Here is a 14,946-nt window from a genome sequence, read left to right as displayed (position 1 = left end):
TCCGGCTACAGCCGCACGACCTCGGTCACGCGCACGACCGCCGCGCCCGCCTCATCCGACGCCGCCAGGTCGACCTCGGCGCGGATGCGCCAGTCGTGGTCGCCCGCCGGGTCGTCGATGATCTGCTCGACGGTCCACGTCTCCCGCCCCTCGGAGATGCGGCACAGCTGCGGCGAGCGCGCGGCACCGGAGATGCCGATGGACTCGTGCTCGGCGTAGTAGCGGTCGAGCGCCTCGGGCCAGCCGGCGTCCGGATCCAGCTCGACGAGCTCGTCGTCGGCCTCGCGTGCCGCCAGCTGCACGCGGCGGAACATCTCGTTGCGCACCAGCACCGTGAAGGCCCGCCGGTTCTGCACGAGCGACGGCACGACGGGCTCATCCGACGGCGCGTCGGCGCCCGACACCAGCGCCTCCCACTCGTCCACCAGGCTCGAGTCGACCTGCCGCACGAGCTCGCCCAGCCACGCGATGATGTCGAGCAGCTCCTCGGTGCGCGCCTCGGCGGGCACCGTCTGCCGGATGGCGCGGTAGGCGTCGCTGAGGTAGCGCAGCACGAGCCCCTCGCTGCGGCCCAGCTGGTACCAGTTGGTGAACTCGGCGAAGCTCATCGCGCGCTCGTACATGTCGCGCACCACCGACTTCGGCCGCAGCTCGAAGTCGCGCACCCACGGCTGACTGGTGGCGAACACCTCGAACGCCTGCGCGAGCAGATCCTGCAGCGGCTTCGGGTAGGTGATGTCCTCGAGCAGCGCCATCCGGTCGTCGTACTCGATCCCCTCGCGCTTCATGGCCGCGACGGCCTCACCGCGTGCCTTGAACTCCTGCTGGCTCAGGATCGCGCGGGGGTCGTCGAGCGTGGCCTCGATCACGCTCACGACGTCGAGGGCGTAGTGGCCGGTGCCGACGGCGCCGGGCGCGTCATCCGGATCGAGCAGCTCGATCGCGGCGAGCGCGAACGGCGACAGCGGCTGGTTGAGCGCGAAGTTGGGCTGCAGCTCGACGACGAGGCGGATGTCGCCCGACGGCGTCACCTCGACGATGCCCGCGTCGCGCAGCGTGCGGAAGATCGCGATCGCCCGGCGCGCCAGGGCGTACTTCCGCGCGCGCGGCTCGTGGTTGTCGAACACGAGCGACCGGATGTCGCCGAACACGTCGCCGCTGTGCCCTTCGGACGACCGCGCGATGACGTTGATGATCATGGCCGATGTGATCTGCAGCTGCGGGGTGAGCGGCTCGGGCTGGGCCTGGACGAGCTTGTCGAACGTCGCCTCGGTCCACGACACGAAGCCGGCCGGGGCCGACTTGCGCTGCACCTTCTTGAGCTTCTTCGGGTCGTCCCCGGCCTTGCGCAGCGCCTGCTCGTTCTCGATCTCGTGGTCGGGGGCCATCACCACGACGTTGCCGTACGGGTCGAAGCCGGCGCGTCCCGCGCGGCCCGCGATCTGGTGGAACTCGCGCGCGGAGAGGCGGCGCATCCGGGTGCCGTCGTACTTCGACAGCGCCGAGATCAGCACCGTGCGGATGGGCACGTTGATGCCGACGCCGAGCGTGTCGGTGCCGCAGATGACGCGCAGCAGGCCGCGCTGCGCCAGCGTCTCGACGAGCCGGCGGTAACGGGGCAGCATGCCGGCGTGGTGCACGCCGATGCCCGCGCGCACCAGGCGCGAGAGGGTCTTTCCGAAGCTGGTGGTGAACCGGAAGCCGCCGATGGCCTCGGCGATCTCGTCGCGCTGCTCGCGCGTGGCCACCTTGACGTTGGCCAGCGCCTGGGCGCGCTCCATCGCGGCGGCCTGCGAGAAGTGCACGATGTAGATCGGCGTCTCGCGCTCTTCGAGCAGGCTCTCGACCAGCTCGTGCACGGGGCGCCGCTCGTAGGTGTGGTGCAGTGGCACGGGGCGCTCGGCTCCGGCCACGAGGGTCGTGTCGCGGCCGGTGCGGCGTGAGAGATCGGCCTCGATCGCGCTCGTGTCGCCGAGCGTCGCGCTCATCAGCAGGAACTGCGCGCGCGGAAGCAGCAGCAGCGGCACCTGCCACGCCCATCCGCGGTCGGCGTCGCCGTAGTAGTGGAACTCGTCCATCACGACCTGGTCGACGTCGGCGTCGCCGCCCTGGCGCAGTGCGAGATTGGCGAGGATCTCGGCCGTGCAGCACACGATCGGCGCGTCGGGGTTCACCGACGAGTCGCCCGTGACCATGCCGACGTTCTCGGCGCCGAACACGTCGACCAGGGCGAAGAACTTCTCGCTGACCAGGGCCTTGATCGGGGCGGTGTAGTACGTGCGCCCGCCGCGGGCGAGCGCGACGGCGTGCGCCGCGATGGCGACCAGCGACTTGCCCGTGCCCGTGGGCGTCGCCAGGATCACGTTGCTCCCCGAGACGAGCTCGATCACCGCCTCGTCCTGCGCGGGATACAGGCTGAGCCCCCGCTCCCCCGCCCATGCCACGAACGCGTCGTAGAGGGCGTCGGCGTCGTCACCGGCCGCGCGGGCGGCCTCGAGCAGGGTGGAGGTCATCCTGTCGAGTCTGCCTCATCCGGCCTGGGCGTCCGGCGGGCGCGTCGCTGCGGTGGCTTCGGCGCGGGCTTCGGGCGCGACTCGCGCGTGGCTTCGGGCGCGACTCCTGCGTGGCTTCGGGCGCGGCTCACGCGTGACTTCGGGCGGAGATCCCGGGTTCTCCGGGGCCGGATGCCCCGGATGGCCCGGAGGAGCCGGGATCTCCGGACGAACGCCGAGGGTCTCCGCCGCGCTCAGGCGAGCGGCACGCCGCCGTTCTGGCATGTGGCGCAGTACTGCGCGCCGCCCTTGGAGCCCGGCACGTCGCGCACGGTGTCGCCGCAGACGGGGCAGGCCTCGCCCGTGCGGCCGTGCACGCGCATCGCCGCCACCTTCTCGGCCTTCAGCCGATCGGGCGGCACGTCGCGCCGTCCCGCGAAGGCCGCGCGCAGCACATCCTGGATCGCCGCGTGCAGCCGCGCGCGCTCGCCGTCGTCGAGGGCCGACGCGTGGGTGGTCGGCGCCAGTCGTGCCGCGTGCAGGATCTCGTCGGAGTACGCGTTGCCGATGCCCGCCAGCGACTCCTGCTCCTGCAGCAGCGCCTTGAGCTGCTTGCGACGCCCGCGCAGGATGCCGTCCAGCACGTCGCGCGTGAACTCCGGCGAGAGCGGGTCGGGGCCGAGCTTCGCGATCGCGGGCAGCCGGCGCGGGTCGTCGGTCACCGACAGGGTCAGCGACAGCCACTCGCCCGCATCCACGAGCGCGAGCTGCGCGCCGTCGTCGAACAGGATGCGCGCGATCACGGCGGCGTCGCCGTCGGCGATCGCGCCGTCCGCCGCCGCCCGGTCGTCGGACCAGCGCGCCCAGCCGGCCCGCCCGAACCCGATCGCCAGGCTCGGGCCATCGGTGTCGAGCGCGAGGTGCTTGCCGAAGCGCCGCAGGCCGGCGACGGTGCGACCGGTCAGCTCGTCGAGCCGGCGATCCCTCGTCTTCAGCGCGCGGAACTCGTCGAGCTCGATCCGCTCGATCGTGCGGTCCGTCGCCCGCTCGCGCAAGAACCCTGCCAGGGCGTCGACCTCGGGGGACTCCGGCATGGGCCCATCCTGCCGCGAGGCGTCCGGGAGCGCCACCGGTGGCCAGGTGGCAGTGGCCTCGCGTTCGCCGCGAGGCCAGACTGTGAGCATGGTCGGAGATGTGGGGCGAGCCGCGGCCGCGGCGCTGGGGCTGCCCGGCGCGGCTCTGGAGCGCATCGCGCCCGTGGTCGAGCCGCCGGCGTGGTCGTCGACGCTCCGGGTCGCCGCGCTCGCGACCGACAGCGTCGCGCTCGCCTCGCTCGCCCTCGATCTGGCGGCCGAGGCACGCGGGGCGGGCGGGCGCGGGCCCGTCGTCGTGGACGGACCACGCGTGGCGGCGTCGTTCGCGAGCGATCGGGTGCTGCGCGTGGACGGAGAGAAGCCCGACGTGTGGTCGCCGCTCTCGGGCTTCTGGCGAACGGCCGACGGCTGGGTGCGCACGCACGGCAACTATCCGCACCATGCCGAGCGCCTGCGGGCGCTGCTCGAGGTGCGGGATGACGCGAGCCGCGACGACCTGGTGCTCGCGACGGCCGGATGGGCCGCGTCGGATCTGGAGGATCGCGCGGCGGAGGTCGGCGCGATCGTCGCCGCCGTGCGCGACGAGGCCACGTGGCGGGAGCATCCGCACGCCCGCGTGCTGGCGGCCGAGCCGCTGATCGCCACGATGAGCCTCGGACAGGCCGCGCCTCGGCGCTGGCCGGCCTCGGGCCCGCTGCCGCTCAGCGGCATCCGGGTGCTCGATCTCACCCGCGTGATCGCAGGCCCCGTCGCCACGCGTGACCTCGCCCACGCGGGCGCCGAGGTGCTGCGGCTCGACTCCCCCGCGCTGCCCGAGATCGACTGGCAGCACCTCGACATCGGTCACGGCAAGCGCACCGCCCTGCTCGACCTGCGCGTCGACCGGGACGAGTTCGAGCGGCTGCTCACCGGTGCCGACGTGCTCGTCACGGGGTACCGTCCTGGCGCGCTCGCGCGCTACGGGCTCGACGAGGACTCGCTGGCCGAGCGGCATCCGGGCCTCGTGACGGCGCGCATCTCCGCGTGGGGCGCGTCCGGCCCCTGGGCGCACCGGCGCGGGTTCGACAGCATCGTGCAGGCGACCACCGGCATCGCGGTGCGCGAGAGCGCCGACGGCGAGACGCCCGGCGCGCTGCCGGTGCAGGCGCTGGACCACTCGGGCGGCCACCTGCTCGCCGCGGCGATCGCGACCGCGCTGGTGCGCCAGCGCACCGCCGGCGGGTCGCCGCACGTCGCGGTGGCCCTCGCCCGCATCGCGCAGCAGCTGCTCGCGAGCCCGCCGGCCGAGCGCGCACCTGCGGCGACGCAGGATCTGCCCGCGCAGGTCTCCTCCGTGCCGGGCGGGCCTGAGCTGACGCACGCGCCGCCGCCGCTCGCCTTCGCGGGAGCGCCGGATGGCTTCGCCCCGCCGCGTCCCTGGGGCTCCGACGCGGCGTCGTGGAGCGGCGGCTGAGACGAGCGAAGCCCCGCCATCCGGCGGGGCTTCCGTGGCGGAGACGGAGGGATTTGAACCCTCGGTCCCCTTAAAGGGGACTCCACCTTAGCAGGGTGGTGCACTAGGCCTGACTATGCGACGTCTCCAGATCCCGAGGGATCCCGGCGTCCGCGAGGACGCACTTCCTCCATAGTAACCGGTCACAGGACCAGGGCGAAAACGCCGTCTCGCGACAGGGGTGTCAGAGGCCGGCGCCCTGAGCGCAGCTGGTGTCCTCAGCGGTGCGCCCGGGTGCCGCGAGCTCGGGATCCGGCGTCTCGGTGGCGATCGGCGCCGAGGGGTCGGTCGGGGTCGCGGTGTCGGTCGGGGCCGGCGTCTCCGTGGCCGGGTCGGCCGGGTCCACCGACTCGTTCGCCGCGATCATGGCGAACATCTCCTGCACCGCGAACTCGTCGGGCACGACGCGGTTCGGGTCATACGGGTCCGCGGCGACGGGGTACTGCAGGAACACGATGTCCGACAGCGGCACATCCTTCGCCGCCATCGCGATCTGCACGAGCGTGACCGGGCTGAGCTGGTCGCTCGGGTCCACATTGGTCACGGTCGTGCGCGCCAGGCTGAGCAGCGTGCTCGGGTTCGTGAGCACCTCCTCGCTCATGAGCTTGCGCGCGAGCGACGACATGTAGACCTGCTGGTTGCTGATGCGGCCCAGGTCGCCGCCGTCGCCGACGCCGTGGCGCGAACGCAGGAACGCGAGCGCCTGCTCGCCCGCCAGCGTGTGCGTCCCGGGCTCGAGGTAGAGCATGCCCGCCTCGACGTCGTTGATGCCCTGGTCGACGCACACGTCGACCCCGCCGATCGCGTTCGTGATCTCGATCACGCCGTTCCACGTCACGGTGGCGGCGTAGTCGATCGCGAGCTCCGGATCGAACGGCGTGGTGAGCGTGTCGATCGTCTTCGCGACGCACGGCAGGCCTCCCGCGGCGTACGCGGTGTTGATCATCCGCTTGTCCGACGCGGGCGTGACCGTGCCGTCCTCGAGGTTCGTGCACTCGGGGGTGGGGATCATCAGGTCGCGGGGGAACGCGATGGCGGTGATCTTGCGCGGCTCGGGCGAGATGTGCACGAGCAGGTTCACGTCGTTCAGGCCGTCCTGCAGCTGACGGCCGTCGTCGCCGTAGGCCGAGCGGTCGCTCGGGCAGCGGTCGCCGAAGCGCTCGTGCGAGTCCCACTCGCAGATGTCGATGCCGGTGAGCAGCAGGTCGACGCCCTTCTCACCCACGAGCTGGTCGATGTCGGGCGGTGAGACATCCTGCCCCTCGAGCTGCACGGCGTCGGCGGCGAATGTCGACGACAGGTCGTAGGCCGCGTAGCCGGCGACTCCGAGCGCCGCCAGCACGGTGCAGAGCGCACCGATGCCGAGCACGCGCATCAGACGCGCGAACGGGCTCGGCGCCGGCAGCCGCCCGTGACGCGCGACCGTGCGCCGCGCGCGCCGCTTCGACGTGTCGCTCATGGATGCCTTTCCGGGACGCCTGTGGGGCTCAGGCATCGTGTTCACTGCGGAGGGTGTGGGATTCGAACCCACGGGGCGCTAGCCCGCTGGTTTTCAAGACCAGATCCTTCGGCCGCTCGGACAACCCTCCCGGCAGGGTCGCCCCTGCGGATCAGGCGCGAGTCTAGCCGACTGGCCCGCCGGCCATTGTCCCGCCCGCTTCTGGACGGCCACTGAGCGCGGCTGGAGGATCGGCTGTGGACGCCGCCCTGCACCGCACGCGGAGATCTGCACCACGGCGGACCGGATCGGCCGATCCGGTCCGCCGATGTGCGGATCTCCGCGCCAGATGCTGCTGTCGCCCCCTAGGCGTCGAGCAGGTCGCGCAGGAGTGCCACCAGCAGAGCCGTTCGCGGCGCGATCTCATCGACCATGACGTGCTCGTGGTCGGCATGCGCGCCGCCGCCGACCGCGCCGAGGCCGTCGAGCGTGGGCACGCCGATGCCGGCCGTGAAGTTGCCGTCCGATGCGCCGCCCACCACGATCGCCTCGGGCAGCTGCAGCCCCAGCTCGCGCGACACGGCCAGCGCACGCTGCCACACGCCCTCTGCCGCCGACGTCTCGAGCGGGGGACGGTTGACCCCGCCGCTGACGGTGACCGTCGCCCCCGTGTGCGACGTCAGCGAGTGGAACGCCTCGTCCACGCGTGCCTGCTCGGCGATCGTGAGGGCGCGCACGTCCACCATGAACGACGCGTGCGCCGGCACGGTGTTGGTCGTCGTGCCCGACTGCGCGACAGTCGGCACGACCGAGGTGCCGGCCTCGGCATCCGCGAACCCGATCACCACGCCCACCTGGTGCGCCAGCTCGACGGTCGCGTTGAGACCCTTCTCGGGCTCGAGGCCCGCGTGCGCGGCCCGCCCGATGATGTCGACGCGATAGTTCGACACGCCCTTGCGCCCGATCTTGAGGGCTCCCCCGTCGCCGGTCGCCTCGAGCACGAGCGTGGCGACGCATCCGGCGGCCTCCTGCTCGATGAGCGCGCGCGACGCGGGCGAGCCGACCTCTTCGTCGCCGGTGACCAGCAGGGTGACGGCCGCGTTCTCGAGGTGGCCGATGCGGGCCGCCGCGTGCAGGGCCATCACGAGACCGGTGAGCATGTCGAAGCAGCCCGGGCCGCGCAGCACGCCGTCCTGGATGGAGAACGGGTGCGTCTCGATCGACCCCACGGGCCACACGGTGTCGTGGTGCGTGAGCAGCAGCACGCGGGGCGCCTCGGGGTCGGGCGAGCCGAGCCGCCAGCGCAGGTGCGTGACGCCCTCGACGACGAGGCGCTCGGGCGCGAACCCGAGGCGACGCTCGCCGATGGCGGCGATCAGATCGGCCGATCGCGCGACCGCCGTGTGGTCGGCCGACGGCGACTCGCACCGGATGATCTGCTCCAGATCCGTCAGCATGTCGGGCAGCGCCTGCTCGGCCCAGTCGAGCAGCGCCTGGCCGGCCTCGCTGGGCCGCACCTCGCCGGCCGCCGGGGTCGTCTCGGTCTCGGTCATCTGGGTTCTCCTCGCAGTCCGCGTCCGGGGTACGCATCAGCGACGATATCGCCGTCACGCACCACGAACCGGCCATTCACCAGCAGGTGGGTCACTCCGGTCGACGGGCGTGTGGGGTCGAGATACGTCGCCTGGTCGGTGATCCGGTCGGGGTCGATCACCACGATGTCGGCATCCGCGCCGGGCGAGAGGCGCCCCTTGCGCGTCGCGCCGGGCGCGATGCCGTCGAGCACGCGGGCGGGCAGGTAGCTGCACCGCCGGAACGCCTCGAGCCACGTCCACAGACCGTGCTCGCGCACCATGAGCCGCAGCGACTTCGCGAACGTCCCGGCCGTGCGCGGGTGCGTCTGACCGCCGGGTGGCAGCGGCCACTCGCGGGTGTCCACCGATCCGTCGGGCCAGATGATGTGCATCGAATCGGACGCGACGATGCTGTCCGGGAACGCCAGCGAGGCCCGCAGCGTGGCGGCATCCCGCTCGTCGCGCTCGTCGAGGAACTCGACGATGCACAGCGCCCCGGGGTCGGTGGCGCGCACGTGGCGCAGATGCGCCTCATCGCGGATGCGCTCCCCCGTCGCGACGAGCACGAGGTTGTGCGGCTTGAGGTCCCACGCGCCGAGCGCCTCGGGCGCCAGGAACGCCGCGCCGATGCCCGTGGAGCCCGCGCCGTACGGGTAGGCCTCGACCGTCACGTGCGCGCCGCCCGCGCGCGCGGTCTCGATCGTGCCGAGCGTGCGGTCGACGTGGCGGCGCGACGTCGAGTTGACGTGGCAGTGGTGCGCGGTGCCGCCGAACTCCATGGCCGAGCGGGCGACCTCGAGCGTGCCGTCGATGGGCGTGGTCGGATCGGACTCGACGATCTCCCGCACGTGCGTGAACGTGGGCGCGCCCGCCGCCGCAGCGATGCGCGCGACCTCGCGGAACTCCGCGGGGTCGGTGCGCGGCGCGTAGCCCATCAGCACGCCGATGCCCAGCGCGCCATCGGCCAGCTCGCTCTCCAGGATGCCCAGCCAGCGCCGCAGCTGGGCGGGCGACGAGTCGCTCAGCCAGTCGCGGTCATACAGGATGTCGAGCCCGCCGAACGGGTCGGCATCCGCGATCCTGCCCGACAGCACCACGGCCCGTGCCAGCAGCCACGAGGCCGAGAAGCCGTAGTTGAGGGGGCGCCCCTGCGCGGCCGCGTCGGCATACGCCTTCTCGACCGGCGAGAGCCCCATCTCGAGGTCGAGCGCGGTGGTGACGCCGTCCATCGCCTGCAGCCGCTGCCCTGCGATCGAGTGCACGTGGCTGTGCATGTCGATGAAGCCGGGGCCGACCATCCTGCCGGTCACGTCGACGACCGTCGCCCCCTCGGGCGCGACCGACCCGGGATCGCGGATCTCGGCGACCGCGCCGTCGCGCACCAGCACGTCGGCGATCCGGTCGGTGGCGGTGGCCGGGTCGATGACCCGGCCACCGCGCAGAAGGACCGCGGTCACGCGGCCTTCTTCGGCGTCGCACGCGCTCCCAGATGCACGTACTTCTCGCCGGTGGGCAGCGCGTAGAACGTCACGGCCATCCACGTCTCGGTTCCGGGCGCGCGCGTGACCCAGAGGTCGTCGCCCGAGACCGGGTGCAGCTCGAACTCGGTGCCCGGGTCGTCCTCGAGCTCGGCCAGCAGACCGACCGGCGTCATGCGCAGCACCGGCAGGCCGCCCGCCTCGGCGGGCGGGGTCACCTCGATGCGCACCGACGCCCGCTCGTACGTGCCCACGTGGGGGGTGATGTCGGCCTCCGCGCCGTCGACCGGCTGCAGCGGCTGGGCGATCTCGACTCCCGCGAGCTCGGCGAAGATCTCGCCGTACAGATCCATGTGCAGGTCGCGCGTGTGGCCGCCGTTGGTCAGCAGACCGACCGCGAGTCCCTGCTCGGGCAGGATGCGCAGGAACGCCGCCTGGCCGATCGTGTTGCCGTCGTGGCCGATGAGGCGGTGGCCGTTCCAGTCGAAGCGGATCCAGCCGATGCCCCACGAATCCCCGAGCGTGTACGGGTCGGGCAGCTCGGCCTGCTTGGTGGTCATCTCAGCGACGGCGGCCTCCGAGAGCACGCGCGTGCCGTCGGCGGCGACGCCGCCCGCGAGGTGCATGCGGGCGAACGACAGCAGGTCGCTCACGGGGCACGTGATCAGGCCGGCGGGGCCGAGCGGCCGCGGCAAGCTCCACACCGGCACCACGGTCGCGGTGCCGTCCTCGCCGACGTTGTGGCCCACGGCGGCGGGGTGCAGGATGGCCTCCTCCGGCAGGGTGCCCGTGGCCTTCAGGCCGAGCGGCGCGTACAGGCGCTCCCGCATCGCGACATCCCACGTCTTGCCGGTGAGCGCCTCGATGACCCGTCCCGCGAGCGAGAAGCCCGCGTTGCAGTACGACCACGTCGCGCCGATCGGGTGGTTCTGCGTCTGCTCCTTGAGCAGCGCGACGTACTTCTCGAGGTTGTCGTCGCCGCGACCGGTGTCGGTGAACACGTCTCCGTCGATGCCGCTCGTGTGCGCCAGCAGGTGGCGCAGCGTCACGGTGCGGGCCACCTCCATGTCGGCCAGCTCGAAGTCGGGCAGCGCCTCGATGATCGGGGTGTCGAGCGTGATCAGCCCCTCGTCCACGAGCTGCATGCAGACGGTCGCGGTCCACACCTTCGAGATGGATCCGATCTGGAACACGGCGTCGTCCGACACGGGGATCTGCGCGGGCACGTGCAGGTACCCGTGCGACACGGTGACCTGCTCATCCGGTGCCCCGTCGGCTCCGAGGCGGAAGATGCCCAGCTGCGCGCCGGGCACGCCGTGCTTGGCGGCGAGCGCGGCGAGGCGCTCCTTCCAGTGCGCGGCGTCGATCGCGGTGGTGGTGGCGGTATCGGTCATGGGGCTGCTCCTCAGGGCTTCGAAGACGTGGGGGTGGAATACAGCGGTTCGGGCACCGCGGCCAGCAGCTCGCGGGTGTACGGGTGTTCGGGGGACTCCAGGACGCGCGACGCGGGCCCGTGCTCGACCAGCCGGCCGCCCCGCATCACGGCGACGGTGGAGGCGACGTAACGCACCACCGCGAGGTTGTGCGAGATGAAGAGCATCGACAGCCCGAGCTCGGCCTGCAGCTCGCGCACCAGGTTGAGCACGGCGCCCTGCACCGACACGTCGAGCGCCGAGGTGATCTCGTCGGCCACGATCACGTCGGGCCTGGCGGCGAGGGCGCGGGCGATCGCCACGCGCTGCCGCTGGCCGCCGGACAGCTCCCCCGGGCGCGCGTCGGCGCGCGAGGGATCGAGGTGGACCAGCTCGAGCAGACGCTCGATCTCGGCGCGGCGGCCGTTGCGCGGCACGTCGGCCGGCAGGGCCTCGGCGATCGACCGGCCGATGCTCATGCGCGGATCGAGCGACGACTGCGGATCCTGGAACACCATCTGCACGGGCCGGCGCCCGCGCCGCGGAACCTCGCTCCCGTCGAGCAGGATGCGCCCGCTGGTCACGGGCGCGAGGCCCACGATCGCACGCGCGATGGTCGACTTGCCCGACCCCGACTCGCCCACGAGCCCGACGATCTCGCCGTGCGGCACGGTGAGGCTCACGCCGTCGACCGCGGCATGCGCGTGCGCGCCGTGCCCGTAGCGCACCACCAGGTCCTCGATCGCGAGCTCGCTCATGACTCCCCCTCCTGCACCGCCGCGGCGGCCTGGGCAGCGCGTCCCTGCGCCGCCCGGCCGGTCATCGCCCCCTCCACCGCCATGGCGCCCCGCAGGGTGGGCAGAGCCGACGTCGCGACCGGTGACTCGGCCACCGACACGGCGGTCGGCGTGGTCACGGGGTTCCAGCACGCGACCCGCTGGCCGTGCCCCGCCGGCACCGGCGCGAGAGCCGGGTCCTCCTCGATGCAGCGCGCGGTCGCGAACGGGCAGCGCGCCGCGAACGCACAGCCCACCGGCACGCGCGACGGATCGACCGGACGGCCCGGGATCGTCGCGAGCGGCTTGTCGCGATCCGTGCTCATGTCGGGAACCGCCGCGATGAGCGCCCGGGTGTACGGGTGCTGCGCGTCCTGGGCCAGGCGATCAGAGGCGATCTCCTCGACGATGCGGCCGGCGTACATCACGACGATGCGGTCGCACACCTCGCGCACCACCGCCACGTCGTGGCTGATGAGCAGGATGGCGGCGCCGTTCTCGCGCCGCACGCGCCCCAGCAGCTCGAGCACGCTCTTCTGCACCGTGACGTCCAGCGCGGTCGTCGGCTCGTCGGCGATCACCAGGCGCGGCGTCGCCATCACGCCCATGGCGATCATGGCGCGCTGGCGCATGCCGCCCGAGAACTCGTGCGGGTACTGCTTCGCACGGCGCTCGGGTTCGGTGATGCTGACGGCGCCCAGCCGTTGGGCGGCATAGGCGAGCGCCTGCTTCCAGCTCATCCCGCCGTGGTAGCGCGACACCTCGGCCAGCTGCGTCCCCATCTTCATGGTGGGGTTGAACGACGTCATCGGGTCCTGGAACACCATCGCGAGCGACGTGCCCAGCAGACGGCGGCGCTCGGCCAGCGCGCCCTGAGACCGCGGGGGCTGAGCGAGGTCGGCACCCGCGAACCGCAGCTCGTCGGCCTCCACGCGCAGCGGCTCCTCGACCAGCTGCGCGATCGCCAGGGCGGTCAGCGACTTCCCCGATCCCGACTCGCCCACGATGCCCACGGCCTCCTGCGCCGCGATGCGCAGGTCGACGCCGCGCACCGGAGCGACCTCGCCCCCGGCGCCCGGCAGTGTCACCCGCAGGCCCCGCACATCCAGCACCGCGTCGCCCCGCGGCGTCTCGGTCCGTGCGGCGATCGGCTGGTGCGCGCTGCCCCGTCGGGCGCCGCGCGCGCGGGCCGCGGCGAACGTGCCCGGCATGGCCGACACCGAGTACACCTTGGCGAGCGCCTCGCCCGCGAGGTTGAACGCGAGCCCCGCGATCACGACCGCGATGCCGGGCGCCAGGGCCGCGAGCGGGTTGATGTAGATGCGGCTGAGCCCCTCCATCATGAGGCGGCCCCAGTCGTACGCGGGTGCCTGCACGCCGAGCCCGAGGAACGACAGCCCCGCGAAGGCGAGCAGCGACCCGCCCGCCGCGATCGTCGCGTTGACGATGAGCGGCTCGGCGATGTTGGGCAGCACGTGCCGCAGCAGGATGCGGAAATGCCCGAGGCCGGCGGTGCGCGCGGCGGCCACGTAGTCGCGGTCCATGATGCCCGCGATCAGGGTCTGGCAGAAGCGCGCGAACGACGGCGCCCCGGCCACCCCGATGGCCCACATCGCGGCGTACTCGCCCACGCCCAGCACGGTCGCGAGGAACAGCGCGAGCAGGATGCCGGGGAACGCCACGGCGATGTTCACGGCCGCCACGACGAAGCGCCCGGCCGTGCGACCGAGCAGCAGCGGCGCCGCCCCCAGCAGCACGCCGATCACGAGAGCGATCGCCGTCGCGCCGAGGGCCAGGATCACCGTGAGCCGCGTGGCGACGAGTGTGCGCAGCAGCAGGTCCCGGCCGAGCGCGTCGGTGCCGATCGGGTGCTCGGCCGAGGGCGCCGCGTTGATGTTCGCGGTGTCTGTGAGATCGGCGGCCGAGCCCCACAGCAGCGGCGCGAGCACCGCCGTGAGCAGCACGAGGGCGAGCAGCAGCACCGCTCCCCAGGTGAGTGGCGAACGCCCGAGCGGCGTGCGCAGGATCGACGGCGCGCGCATCAGCGGGCTCCTCCGGTCTCGTCGAGGATCGTGGAGCGCGGGTCGAGCACCGCGAGGATCACGTCGACCGCCGTGTTGGCCAGCAGCACCCCGACGCCGTAGACCAGCACGATGCCCTGCACCAGCTGGTAGTCCTTGCCGAGGATCGAGCCGGTCACCGTCGCCCCGATGCCCGGCCATGCGAACACGTTCTCGACCAGCACCGTGCCGGCCACCATCGAACCGAGCAGCAGACCGCCCAGCGTCAGCGACGCGGTCACGGCGTTGGGCAGGGCGTGCCGCAGCACCACGCGAGCGGGCGCCAGCCGCTTGGCGCGCGCGGTGCGCACGTAGTCGGCCTCGAGCGCCGCGAGCAGCTCGACCCGCACGATGCGAGACAGGATGGCCGCGGGCCCCACGGCGAGCGCGAGCACGGGCAGGATGAACGACTCCAGTCCGTCGGCGCCCGCGACGGGCAGCCACTTCAGGGTCACGCCGAAGATCCACACGAGCGCCACGCCGAGCAGGAAGTCGGGAATGGTGCCGAGCACCACGCTCGACGACGCGAAGCCCAGCTCGAGGCCGCGGTTGCGCCCGCGGCGCGTGGCCACCGCGATCAGGGCGCCCACGGGGATGGCCACCAGCACCGCGACCACGAAGCCGGCCAGTCCGAGCGCCAGCGTCGCGGGCAGGCGGTCGCCGATCACGTCGACCACGGGCAGCCGGTACTGGATGGACGTGCCCAGCTCGCCCGTGAAGATGCCGGCGAGGAAGCGCAGGTACTGCTGCCACAGCGGAGCGTCGAGACCGAAGTTGGCGCGCGTCTGCGCGATCAGCTCGGGCGTCGCCGTGGGGCCGAGCGCCGCCCGGATGGGGTCGCCCGGCACGAGGTGGATCATCAGGAAGGCGGCCGTGACGAGCACCCACAGCGAGAGCAGCAGGCGGCCGCCGCGTCGCAGCACGAAGCGCGCCCACCGGTTCTGCAGCAGCGCAGGTCGGGCGCGTTCCGCGGCGGCAGGGGCCGGCGCGCCTGGCGCGGTCTGGATGGTCGTCACGGGTGTGCCGTCGCTTCCGTGTCGGGGCTGCTCGAGCCGGTCGACCTCGACCTCCACATGCATCGTGTGGGGCAGGCGTGCGATCCCCGCACGCAGTGCGGCGGTGAGCGCATC

10 protein-coding genes and 2 tRNA genes are annotated in these 14,946 nt (G+C 72.9%); 1 reads left to right on the top strand and 11 read right to left on the bottom strand.

Annotation, left to right across the window (positions count from 1 at the left end):
• Window positions 1-5: 5 nt before the first annotated feature.
• Complete coding sequence (locus tag ABTW64_RS13540) at window positions 6-2,513, bottom strand: DEAD/DEAH box helicase (protein ID WP_350623288.1); 2,508 nt, start codon at window positions 2,511-2,513, stop codon at window positions 6-8.
• 233 nt (window positions 2,514-2,746) lie between these two features.
• The gene (locus ABTW64_RS13535; protein ID WP_350623286.1) at window positions 2,747-3,586 is read right to left on the bottom strand and encodes a DNA-formamidopyrimidine glycosylase family protein; all 840 of its coding nucleotides are present in this window, start codon (window positions 3,584-3,586) and stop codon (window positions 2,747-2,749) included.
• Between the two features lie 88 nt (window positions 3,587-3,674).
• Between ABTW64_RS13535 and ABTW64_RS13530 the strand changes: the two genes are divergently transcribed.
• The gene (locus tag ABTW64_RS13530) at window positions 3,675-5,039 is read left to right on the top strand and encodes a CoA transferase (RefSeq protein WP_350623284.1); all 1,365 of its coding nucleotides are present in this window, start codon (window positions 3,675-3,677) and stop codon (window positions 5,037-5,039) included.
• A gap of 35 nt (window positions 5,040-5,074) precedes the next feature.
• Here the strand turns inward: ABTW64_RS13530 and ABTW64_RS13525 are convergent.
• The 9 genes from ABTW64_RS13525 to ABTW64_RS13485 form a co-directional block, all read right to left on the bottom strand.
• Window positions 5,075-5,167: transfer RNA gene (locus tag ABTW64_RS13525), tRNA-Ser, on the bottom strand.
• Between the two features lie 95 nt (window positions 5,168-5,262).
• A complete protein-coding gene (locus ABTW64_RS13520; protein WP_350623282.1) occupies window positions 5,263-6,537 on the bottom strand; it encodes an LCP family protein in 1,275 nt (424 codons plus the stop codon).
• A gap of 47 nt (window positions 6,538-6,584) precedes the next feature.
• Window positions 6,585-6,667 (bottom strand) — tRNA-Ser (locus tag ABTW64_RS13515).
• 214 nt (window positions 6,668-6,881) lie between these two features.
• Entirely contained in the window at window positions 6,882-8,069 is a 1,188-nt protein-coding gene (locus ABTW64_RS13510; protein WP_350623280.1) for a M20 family metallopeptidase, read from the bottom strand.
• Complete coding sequence (locus tag ABTW64_RS13505; RefSeq protein ID WP_350623278.1) at window positions 8,066-9,547, bottom strand: amidohydrolase family protein; 1,482 nt, start codon at window positions 9,545-9,547, stop codon at window positions 8,066-8,068. Before ABTW64_RS13505 ends, ABTW64_RS13510 begins: the two co-directional genes overlap by 4 nt.
• Entirely contained in the window at window positions 9,544-10,962 is a 1,419-nt protein-coding gene (locus tag ABTW64_RS13500) for a serine hydrolase domain-containing protein (RefSeq protein WP_350623276.1), read from the bottom strand. The genes ABTW64_RS13505 and ABTW64_RS13500 overlap by 4 nt, the downstream gene beginning before the upstream one ends.
• Window positions 10,963-10,973: 11 nt before the next feature.
• Entirely contained in the window at window positions 10,974-11,738 is a 765-nt protein-coding gene (locus tag ABTW64_RS13495) for an ABC transporter ATP-binding protein (RefSeq protein ID WP_350623274.1), read from the bottom strand.
• Window positions 11,735-13,798 carry a dipeptide/oligopeptide/nickel ABC transporter permease/ATP-binding protein gene (locus ABTW64_RS13490; RefSeq protein WP_350623272.1) on the bottom strand — a complete coding sequence of 688 codons (2,064 nt, stop codon included), beginning with the start codon at window positions 13,796-13,798 and terminating at the stop codon, window positions 11,735-11,737. Before ABTW64_RS13490 ends, ABTW64_RS13495 begins: the two co-directional genes overlap by 4 nt.
• Window positions 13,798-14,946, bottom strand: a 1,149-nt coding sequence (locus ABTW64_RS13485) for an ABC transporter permease (RefSeq protein ID WP_350623270.1), incomplete at its 5' end; no start/stop codon positions are given. The genes ABTW64_RS13485 and ABTW64_RS13490, both read right to left, overlap by 1 nt.

This window comes from Microbacterium sp. NPDC096154, from assembly GCF_040302945.1.
In the GTDB taxonomy this organism is placed as follows: Bacteria; Actinomycetota; Actinomycetes; order Actinomycetales; family Microbacteriaceae; genus Microbacterium.
This window is presented reverse-complemented; position numbering and strand designations above follow the sequence as displayed.